Raw genomic sequence first — 8,823 nt, 5'->3', positions numbered from 1 at the left:
GTCAAAAACGACGCCAATAACGACGGTCATTACACGTCAGCACGCGCCCCGAAAGGCGGCCCAACCCGGCCGGTTACCTTTCGCCTTCGATCGCGTAGCTGGATTTGGAATCCTTGAGCAGCAGGAAGGCGGCGGTGCGGGCGAGCACATCGCGCGGTATATCGGCCACGATGTCTCTGGCGCGTTGCGCAAGGCCCTCGGCGATGAAGTCTTCCAGCCGCTTTGTGCGAAAGACCAGCGGACAGAACGCCGGGGTGCCGGGCAGGTTGTTCCGTAGCCGGTAGCGTGGAACGGTTTCCCCTTCGATGCCCCATTGCAGATCGGGGTCAAGCACAGGGACATATTTTCCGGTCCGGGCATCGGGCAGGTCCAGCGCTTCCCCTGTGAGCCATTCATAGAGAAACCAGACACGCCTTGCGTAGGTGCCGGTTGGCTTGTCGTGCACGATAGCTGTGATCGGGTTAGGACCAACCTTGAGGAACAGGCTCTTGAGAACGGCAAGGTCGAGCCCTTCATATTTGAGGGCGAAGTGACCTGCCACTGAACTTTCATCCAGCGGCGATTAGAGCCTCGGCTGTTTGTGTTACGCCGCGAGGCGCGGGTTGGGCAACCGGCGAACCGGTTGCGGTGAGGACCTCGGCGAAGGCCGCCGGGGTCTGGTAGCCGAGCGAGGAATGTGGCCTCGCGGTGTTGTAATCCTCTCTCCATTCGGCAATGGCACTGCGGGCGTGATCGAGGCCGAAGAACAGGGTCTCGTTCAACAGCTCGTCGCGCATCCGCCCGTTGAAGGATTCGATGTAGCCGTTCTGCATCGGCTTGCCGGGCGCGATGTAGTGCCACTCCACTCGGTGGTCCTTCGACCAGGCAAGGATGGCGTTCGAGGTGAACTCGGTGCCGTGGTCCGAAACGATCATGTCCGGCCTGCCGCGACGGCCGATCAGTTCGGTCAGCTCGCGTGCGACACGATGGCCGGAGATCGACGTGTCGGGGATCGCAGCCAGGCATTCCCGCGTGACGTCGTCGACGATGTTCAGCACCCGGAAGCGTCGCCCGCAGGCGAACTGGTCATGCACGAAGTCGAGTGACCATCGCGCATTCGGCCGCGCCTCGACCAGGATCGGCGCTCGCGTGCCCACAGCCCGGCGCCGTGCACGGCGTTTGCGAACCGTCAGCCCTTCCTCCCGGTAGAGCCGATAGATGCGGTTGATCCCCGACGGCTCGCCCTCGCGCCGCAGCAGGATGAACAGCCGCCGATAGCCGAAGCGTCGGCGCTCGTTGGCAAGCTCGCGCAGCCTGCCGCGCAACGTCGTCTCCGGCGGCCGGCAGGACCGGTAGCGCACCATCTTCCGATCGGCGCCGACGATGGAACAGGCCCGCCGTTCCGACAGGCTCATGACGGCCTGCAGATGCGCGACGGCTTCGCGCCTGGCGGCGGGCCCTACCATTTTTTTGACAGAAGCTCCTTCAGAGCCGCGGCCTCCAGCATCTGGTCGGCGAGCAGCTTCTTCAGCTTCGCGTTCTCGTCTTCCAGAGCCTTCAGGCGCTTGGCGTCGGACACGTCCATGCCGCCATACTTCGCCTTCCAGTTATACAGCGTCGCCTCGCTGACACCGTGCTTGCGGGCCAGGTCGCCCGCCTTCGCACCCGCCTCATGCTCGCGCAAAACCGCAATGATCTGATCTTCCGTGAACCGCTTCCGCTTCATCTGTCCGTCCTTCAATCGAGGCCGGACTCTAACTCCAGGTGGAGGAAAAACTCAGTGGCAGGTCAAAGTGTGTCGATGATCGCCGGGTGACCGACGGTATCCGCTAGCGGTTTCGCACCGGCTCATCGTCGCTTGGGGCGATCCTCCGCCACGGTAGGCCCGACATCTTCAACGTCGACCAAGGGGGCCAGCTCACCAGCCTCGCCTTCATGTCGACGCTGAAGGGCGCTGGCAACCGCATTTCCGTGGACGGGCGCGGCGGCTGGATGGACAACGCTTTTCATCGAGCGGCTGTGGCGCAATCTCAAATACGAGTGCGTCTTCCTCAGCACCTTCTAGATCGGAAGCGAGACCCGCAGCGGAATCGGTTCTTGGATGGACTACTGCAACCGGCGACGCCCGCACTCGACCTTCGCCGGCAGGACACCCGACGAGGCCTATGTTACGGCGGAAATGACGGAGCAACTGGCGGCATAAAACAACCCCGATCCACCTGAGCCAAGCCGTCTAACCGTCTCACCAGGCGGGGCCACCTCTCATCGCTTCGGCAACACGGGCGTTTCTCAATGACTTTGTTGATGAATTCCTCGGTCGCTGCCAAAATCTCGATAGCGAACAAGTTCTAAAGAAATTGATTGTTCGTCATCAACGTCGAACAGGCAGGTAGGCTTGATTGCCAAAGGGAAATTCTGCTGGTGGTGAAAGGGCTTGCGCTGCGAAACTTCATCGAGCAATTGATGAAGCTGAAGTATGGGGGGAGGTTGCAATGATCAGAAGGTTTGTTTCGGCGTTTGTCGCGGGTTGTGTGAGCTGGACGACCCTCGTGCCCTCTGTTCAGGCCCAGCAGCCGCTCAGCGATTACGAGAAATGCCGCGTTCTCGCGGCAGATCCATTTCTGACAGGGGCATCGAACGTCGGTGTGGTTGTGGATCTGATCGACTCACAAGAAGCCATTAAATGGTGCGAGCGCGCGCGCGCCGCGGCGCCGAGTGACCCGCAATTGCTTTATTGGACATTTCGCGCGCATTTGTCTGGCGGTGTTGCGACCGATGACAGACTTGAGAATGTCCTTAAAAGTTATATTAGACTTCGGGACATCAATGCGCATGATTTTGCATTGTACCACATGTTCTCAAGGGAAAAGGAGATTGAAGAGGCTGTTCGGCGATACGTAAAGAAAATAAAAGATCGATATTACTGGTGCAAGAATGGGTATTGCTATAGTCAGCTTTCTGACGACTATAAGGCTCTTTTTTCGAAGCGCAGGCAAAGGTATTATTTCTGGCAGTACTCGTTGAAGGGATATATACCGGCATTTATCAGGACGTTGGAGGGGTGCAGAACGGCGGTACTCAGCGGTGCCGCGCCCCGCAACGATCTCGAAGCTGAGCTCTTCAAGCTGGCCAAGGCTGGGAGGGGTGATGTGTTGTTTGCGTTTGCTGTCGCTTTTGCGCGTTCGACCAAAGTCGACAATGCTGAGACTATCACCACTCGGCAAGCGTGCGTTCGACCAACTGTCGCCCAGAACGACATAGAGAAATATATCCTGCCAATTTTGAGGGCCTACAACGGCAAGCCCCCGCTGATGGAGGATTACAGCGAACTTATTGCAGCTATTGAGAATGATGGCGCCAAGACCGGGCCTTACCGGCAGTATGCGGCTTCGTTGGACGAGATTGGAGAAAAGGTAAAACTGGGAGCCGAGTTGAGCCCGTCTAACAGGGAGTTGCTCAGTATTCTCGCGGATCCGGCACGCGAGGATTTTTACAAGCGACGGGAAATCTGGGCTCAGGCACTGAACATCGTTGCATTGCTTGAATTCTACGGGCAGTCCGCAACAGGTGATACGCAAACGGCGATTGAAAAATGGTGGGAGATTGTTCAGGAGCAACGTCACTACTCGGCGGCGGCACTCTTCAACCTGTTGGCAAATATCAAACTGCTGAGCCCTGAGCAGCGGCAGTATGTCCTGTTTGAGTTTGATCACAATAAACTGAGATATGCAGAAAGCGTTGCCTACGCCACCTATTTGATTCAACAGCCAGGCTTCGAAAACACTCTCAAGAACCCGTATAATGACCGCGCCTACGACACGTTGTGGCCGTACATTGGCAAAGAACAGCGTCAAGGCTCGCGCCGTGCTCCAGCCAATGCCAGTGAAGCTGAGAAGCTGTTCGAGTTTTTGTCAGCGGAAATCATTCGACGTGATGACCAACGAACGGCGCTGACCGTTGCTGCTATCGTTGGCGGACTGGCGTTGTTTGGCGCCCTTGCTGGCGGGGGGAGCGATTTGTCGAAGCCGGCACCGAAACATGATCCGTGTGCTGGCCTAAACGGACTTGGCTGGATCAACAGTTCCCTTGGAGATACAGCTGCGTTTTTTGGCTGCAAGAAATACTGAGATGCGGTTGGTCTGAGATGCAACCTTGAAACGCCGGATGATTGGGCGGCCGACATATCGGTGACGGAGGAAGGCGAGTGACGCATCGCCGTTTTGCTCAGCTGTCCCTAGATGCGCCGTTCACGTGATGGAGAGCGCATGATGGTTAGGGGCGGGGGGACGGTGTTGGCGCCTCCCAAGTCGGTGAGTTGGGCAAACAGGTCAGTTTCCCTAAGCAAAGGGCTGGGAAGATTGTTCAGACGGCTCCCGGAGATCGGGCAGGCAGGCCGGCCATGATTTGGTGTCTGCCGGTCCTTGATATGAGGGAGCCGGCGCCGTTTTGCAGCGCCTGTCTTTCGGGTTAACCTCCTGTCAGTATGGGGTTTGGCACAACACTGCACGGCATGCCCTTTCCCTGGCCTGCCTCCGTCGACGAGAGAGCGCGCGTGATCATCCCCTGTATTCTGTCCGGCGGGTCCGGTTCGCGGCTTTGGCCGCTGTCGCGCTCGGCGCGGCCCAAGCAGTTCCTGCCGATCTTCGAGGGCGAGAGCCTGTTCCAGAAGACGCTCGGCCGGTTTCCTGGCGGCACCTACGCAGCCCCCATCGTGATTACGAATGCCGAGCATCGGTTTCTTGTCGGCGAGCAAATGGAAGAGGTCGGCGCGCCGCTCTCCGAGGCGACGATCGTGCTTGAGCCTGTCGGTCGCAACACCGCGGCCCCGGCCGCCATTGCCGCCCTGGTCGCGCAGGCGCGGGACGCGGACGCACTGGTTCTGCTGGCTCCGTCCGATCACCTGGTGCGCGACGTTGAGGCCTTTTCCCGCGCCGTCGATCTCGCGACCCCGGCCGCGCGTGCCGGGAAGATCGTCACTTTCGGCATTCGTCCGTCCGAACCCAACACCGGCTACGGCTATATCCGCCTGGCGGATGGCGGCGAGGCGGCCGTGCGCCCGGTCGAGGCTTTCGTCGAAAAGCCGGACCTTGAGCGCGCCCGGGCTTTTTTGGCCAACGGTGCGCATGTGTGGAATGCCGGCATCTTCCTGTTTTCCGCCGCCACGATGATTGCCGAGTTCGAGCGCCATGCGCCGGACGTGCTTGCCGCCGTGCGCGCGGCGCTTGGCAGTGCTGTCCGCGATCTCGACTTTCTCCGTCTCGACGAGGAGCTGTTCACGGCCGTTCCGAACATTTCCATCGACTATGCGATCATGGAAAAATCCGACCGCATCGCCTGCGTGCCGACCGACCCGGGCTGGAGCGACCTGGGCTCCTGGTCTGCGGTATGGGAGGCGCTGGACAAGGGCGAGGACGGCAACAGCGTTCTGGGCGAGGCGCGGTTCGTCAAGGCTCGCGACAATCTGGTGGTCAGCGACGCCGCGCTGGTCTCCGTCGTCGGCCTCGATCATGTCATGGTCGTCGCCACCAAGGATGCGGTGCTGGTCGCCGAGAAGGGCCATGCCCAGGACGTCAAGGCGGTCGTCGAAGGTCTGCAGGCGGAAGGCCGGCGGGAGACGCGCGAGCATCGCCGTCTCCACCGGCCCTGGGGTTGGCGCGAGGAGATCGCCAAGGGTACGCGCTTCCAGGTTCAGGAGATCGAGATCAAGCCGGGCGAGAGCATGTCGCTGCAAAGCCATGTCAACCGCGCCGAGCACTGGGTGGTGGTGTCGGGCACCCTGGCCATCGAGATCGACGGCGAGATGCGGCTGATGACGGAGAACCAGTCGGCCTATGTGCCGGTCGGTGCGCGCCATCGGCTCGCCAATCCGGGCAGGGTCCCCGCCCGTGTCATCGAGATCCAGTCCGGTGCCTATATAGGGGATGACGATATCGTCCGTTATTCGGACAGCGCCGCCCCTGTTTCGCCGGATTGAATGACGAGTTTTTGAACGATGTGCGAGGCCCTCGACACCCGCACGCCCAGACCTTGAGGACAATTCATGCTGCCAGTCCCCGTTGCCGAGCTGAAGCCGAACACCTACGCCTACGAATCCCAGCCGATGGTGAAGGCCACCGGGTTTCGCGAATATGACGCGCGCTGGCTGTTTGAAAAAGAAATCAACCTGATGGGGATCCAGGCGCTCGGCATGGGCATCGCCACCTTGATGCACGAGCGCGGCACACGGCCTGATATCGTCGTCGCCCACGATTTCCGCGGCTATTCCGCCTCGATCAAGATGGCGCTGATCTCCGGCCTGATGGCCGGCGGCGTCCGTGTCCACGACATTGGTCTCGCCCTGTCGCCGATGGCCTATTTCGCCCAGTTTGCCCTTGATGTGCCGGCCGTGGCCATGGTCACCGCCTCGCATAACGACAATGGCTGGACCGGTGTGAAGATGGGCATCGACCGCCCGCTGACCTTCGGGCCGGACGAGATGGGCCGGCTCAAGGAGATCGTCCTGACCGCCTCGTTCCGGGAAGGGACCGGCAGCAGCTACCGTTTCGTCGAGGGGTTCCCGGAGCGCTATATCGCAGACCTGACCGACCGGCCGAAGCTGTCGCGGCCGATCCGCGTGGTCGCCGCCTGCGGCAACGGCACCGCCGGTGCCTTCGCCCCCCGCGTGCTGGAGGCCATCGGCGCCGAGGTGATCCCGCTCGACTGCGAGCTCGACCACACGTTCCCGCGCTACAACCCCAATCCGGAGGACATGAAGATGCTTCATGCCCTGCGCGACAAGGTGCTGGAGACCGGTGCCGAGGTGGGGCTCGGCTTCGACGGCGACGGCGACCGCTGCGGTGTTGTCGACGACGAGGGCGAGGAGATCTTCGCCGACAAGGTCGGCGTCATGCTGGCCCGGGATCTGTCCGCGCTGCACCCCGGCGCCCGTTTCGTCGTCGACGTCAAGTCGACGGGGCTCTTCAACACCGATCCCGTGCTTCTGGGCAACGGCGCGGTGACGGAGTACTGGAAGACCGGCCATTCCTACATGAAGCGGCGGGTCAACGAGATCGGCGCGCTGGTCGGCTTCGAGAAGTCGGGCCACTATTTCTTCAACGCGCCGATCGGCCGCGGTTACGACGACGGCCTTGTCTCGGCACTTACCATCCTCGACATGCTCGACCGGAACCCGGACAAGACCATGGCCGACCTGCGCCGTGCCCTGCCCAAGACCTGGGGCTCGCCGACCATGTCGCCGCATTGCGCCGACGAGATCAAATACGAGGTCGTCGAGCGCGTCATCGCCCGGTTCAAGGCGATGCACGAGAAGGGCGAGCCGCTCGCCGGCCACCCGATCACCGACCTGGTGACGGTGAACGGCGTTCGCGTCTCCTGCGAGGACGGCACCTGGGGACTGGTGCGTGCGTCGTCGAACAAGCCGGAACTTGTCGTCGTCATCGAGAGCCCGGCATCGGATGCCCGCCTGCGGGAGATGTTCAAGGCGGTCGACGCCATCCTGCGCGAGAACCCGGAAGTGGGCGCGTACAATCAGACCCTGTAGCGCCGACAGTTCGGCGCCGGCGTCTCGGCCGACAGTCCGGCGCCGTGGACATGAGGGGAGGAGCATCAGGTGACGCCAGGCTCGCAACACGCTTCGCCCGACCCGCGGGCGGGGCTCGCGGCGGCCCGCGACCGCCTGGCCGGCTGGCTGACGGGCGTGTCGTTGCCACTGTGGGCGCGCGCTGGCGTCGATGCGTCGGACGGGCGGTTCGCCGAAAGCCTCGCCCTTGGCACGGCCCGGCCGGGTGAGGCCCCGGCGCGCCCGCGCGTGCCGCCAAGGCAGGTCTATGCGTTTGTCGAAGGCGCGCGGCTCGGCTGGCCGGGCGATGCGGAGGGTGTCGCGATGCGCGGTCTCGCCGCGTTCCAGGCTGACTTCCGTTGCACCGACGCCACCCTGCGCCTGCCGTCGCCGGAGGGTGAAGGCGGACCGCGATCCTTCGACCTTTACGACCAGGCCTTCGCGCTCTTCGCCTATGCGCATGTGGCCGGCCGCGTCGATGGCATGCGCCTGCGTCTCTCGCGGGAAGCCGCACGCCTGCGCGACGGTCTTTTCGCCCGTCTTGCCCATCCCTCGGGCGGTTTCGAGGAGGACGTGCCGCGTCGCCTGCCGCTTCGGGCCAATCCGCACATGCATCTCTTCGAGGCGGCGCTGGCCTGGGAGGCCGTTTCCGACGATCCGCGCTGGCGGGAAATGGCCGATGGCATCGCGGAACTGGCGCTCACCCGCTTCATCGATCCCGCGACAGGCGCCCTGCGGGAGTTCTTCGACGCCGACTGGCAGCCGGCCCCGGGCCGGGAGGGGCGCATCATTGAGCCTGGCCATCAGTTCGAATGGTGTTGGCTCCTGACCATGTGGGCGCGCTCTCGCAACCGTCGGGACGAGCTTTCCGCGGCCTCGCGTCTCTTCGCCATCGCCTCCGGGCATGGCATCTGCCCGGATCGCGGGGTCGCGATCATGCAACTGCGCGACGACTTTTCCCCGCTCGACCCGCTAGCGCGCCTGTGGGCCCAGACCGAGTGGATGAAGGCCGCGCTCGTGATGATGGAAGAGGCGCCCGACGAGGAAACCCGAGCCGCCCGTGCCGCCGACGCCCTGAAGGCCGTCGCCGCGCTGGAGGCCTATCTCGCCGTCGACCCGCCGGGCCTGTGGCGCGACAAGCTGCGCGCGGACGGCAGCTTCGTCGATGAGCCGGCTCCGGCCAGCTCGCTCTACCACATCGTCTGCGCGATCTCGGAACTCGACCGGGTGGCAGACGGGGCAGGGCTGCCCCCGGGCGCATGACGTGCTTCTGAACCCGACGCGGG

Annotated in this window: 7 protein-coding genes and 1 pseudogene; 6 read left to right on the top strand and 2 right to left on the bottom strand. The window is 62.8% G+C overall.

Going from position 1 to position 8,823, the window contains the following annotated elements:
• Positions 1-73: 73 nt before the first annotated feature.
• On the bottom strand, positions 74-541 hold the full coding sequence (locus RBB46_RS23165) for a hypothetical protein (RefSeq protein WP_306031439.1): 468 nt from the start codon (positions 539-541) through the stop codon (positions 74-76).
• 7 nt (positions 542-548) lie between these two features.
• Positions 549-1,705 (bottom strand): IS3 family transposase gene (locus RBB46_RS23160; RefSeq protein WP_306031438.1). Its coding sequence is split into 2 segments (ribosomal slippage): positions 549-1,453 and positions 1,453-1,705, totalling 1,158 coding nucleotides; the frame shifts between segments, so codons are not numbered across the junction.
• Between the two features lie 137 nt (positions 1,706-1,842).
• On the opposite strand from RBB46_RS23160, the pseudogene RBB46_RS23155 reads away from it, so the two are divergent.
• From RBB46_RS23155 to RBB46_RS23130, 6 genes and pseudogenes are all read left to right on the top strand, one after another.
• A pseudogene (locus tag RBB46_RS23155) lies at positions 1,843-2,182 on the top strand (integrase core domain-containing protein); the annotation flags it as partial.
• Positions 2,183-2,340: 158 nt separating this feature from the next.
• Positions 2,341-2,475: a hypothetical protein gene (locus RBB46_RS23150; RefSeq protein ID WP_306031437.1), complete on the top strand. Its 135-nt coding sequence runs from the start codon at positions 2,341-2,343 to the stop codon at positions 2,473-2,475.
• On the top strand, positions 2,472-4,106 hold the full coding sequence (locus tag RBB46_RS23145; protein WP_306031436.1) for a hypothetical protein: 1,635 nt from the start codon (positions 2,472-2,474) through the stop codon (positions 4,104-4,106). The genes RBB46_RS23150 and RBB46_RS23145 overlap by 4 nt, the downstream gene beginning before the upstream one ends.
• Positions 4,107-4,531: 425 nt before the next feature.
• Positions 4,532-5,953, top strand: coding sequence for a mannose-1-phosphate guanylyltransferase/mannose-6-phosphate isomerase (locus RBB46_RS23140; protein WP_306031435.1), 1,422 nt, complete (start codon positions 4,532-4,534; stop codon positions 5,951-5,953).
• A gap of 66 nt (positions 5,954-6,019) precedes the next feature.
• Positions 6,020-7,519, top strand: a complete 1,500-nt coding sequence (locus RBB46_RS23135; RefSeq protein ID WP_306031434.1) for a phosphomannomutase/phosphoglucomutase — start codon at positions 6,020-6,022, stop codon at positions 7,517-7,519.
• A 69-nt stretch (positions 7,520-7,588) separates the two neighbouring features.
• The gene (locus RBB46_RS23130; RefSeq protein ID WP_336623190.1) at positions 7,589-8,800 is read left to right on the top strand and encodes an AGE family epimerase/isomerase; all 1,212 of its coding nucleotides are present in this window, start codon (positions 7,589-7,591) and stop codon (positions 8,798-8,800) included.
• Positions 8,801-8,823 lie beyond the last annotated feature (23 nt).

The organism is Stappia sp. MMSF_3263 (genome assembly GCF_030733745.1).
GTDB lineage: Bacteria > Pseudomonadota > Alphaproteobacteria > Rhizobiales > Stappiaceae > Stappia.
Note: the sequence above shows the minus strand (reverse complement) of the source record. Positions and strands in the feature narration are given on the sequence as shown.

Bases quoted from the DNA above. Each gene is read 5' to 3' on its own strand.
- RBB46_RS23135 (WP_306031434.1), top strand. From the start codon at position 6,020: ATGCTGCCAGTCCCCGTTGCCGAGCTGAAGCCGAACACCTACGCCTAC.
- RBB46_RS23145 (WP_306031436.1), top strand. From the start codon at position 2,472: ATGATCAGAAGGTTTGTTTCGGCGTTTGTCGCGGGTTGTGTGAGCTGG.